Annotated in this window: 1 rRNA gene; it reads left to right on the top strand. The window is 47.3% G+C overall.

The window, feature by feature from the left end:
* Nucleotides 1–90: 90 nt before the first annotated feature.
* Nucleotides 91–207, top strand: a 5S ribosomal RNA gene (rrf, locus tag GH715_RS12130).

Genomic DNA, 207 nt, shown 5'->3' on the forward strand with positions numbered 1-207 from the left:
TCGATCGAGGACTTAACTATACCTTTTGTTTGAACTTGTAATATAACTCTTATCTAGTTTTTAGGGTACATCCCTTAATATTATACACAGTCTGGTGGCGATAGCGGAGAGGTCACACCTGTTCCCATGCCGAACACAGTAGTTAAGCTCTCCAGCGCCCATGGTAGTTGGGGCTCACGCCCCTGCAAGAGTAGGACGTTGCCAGGC

It is taken from the genome of Gracilibacillus thailandensis (assembly GCF_010994055.1).
GTDB classification, from domain to species: Bacteria; Bacillota; Bacilli; order Bacillales; family Amphibacillaceae; genus Gracilibacillus; species Gracilibacillus lacisalsi.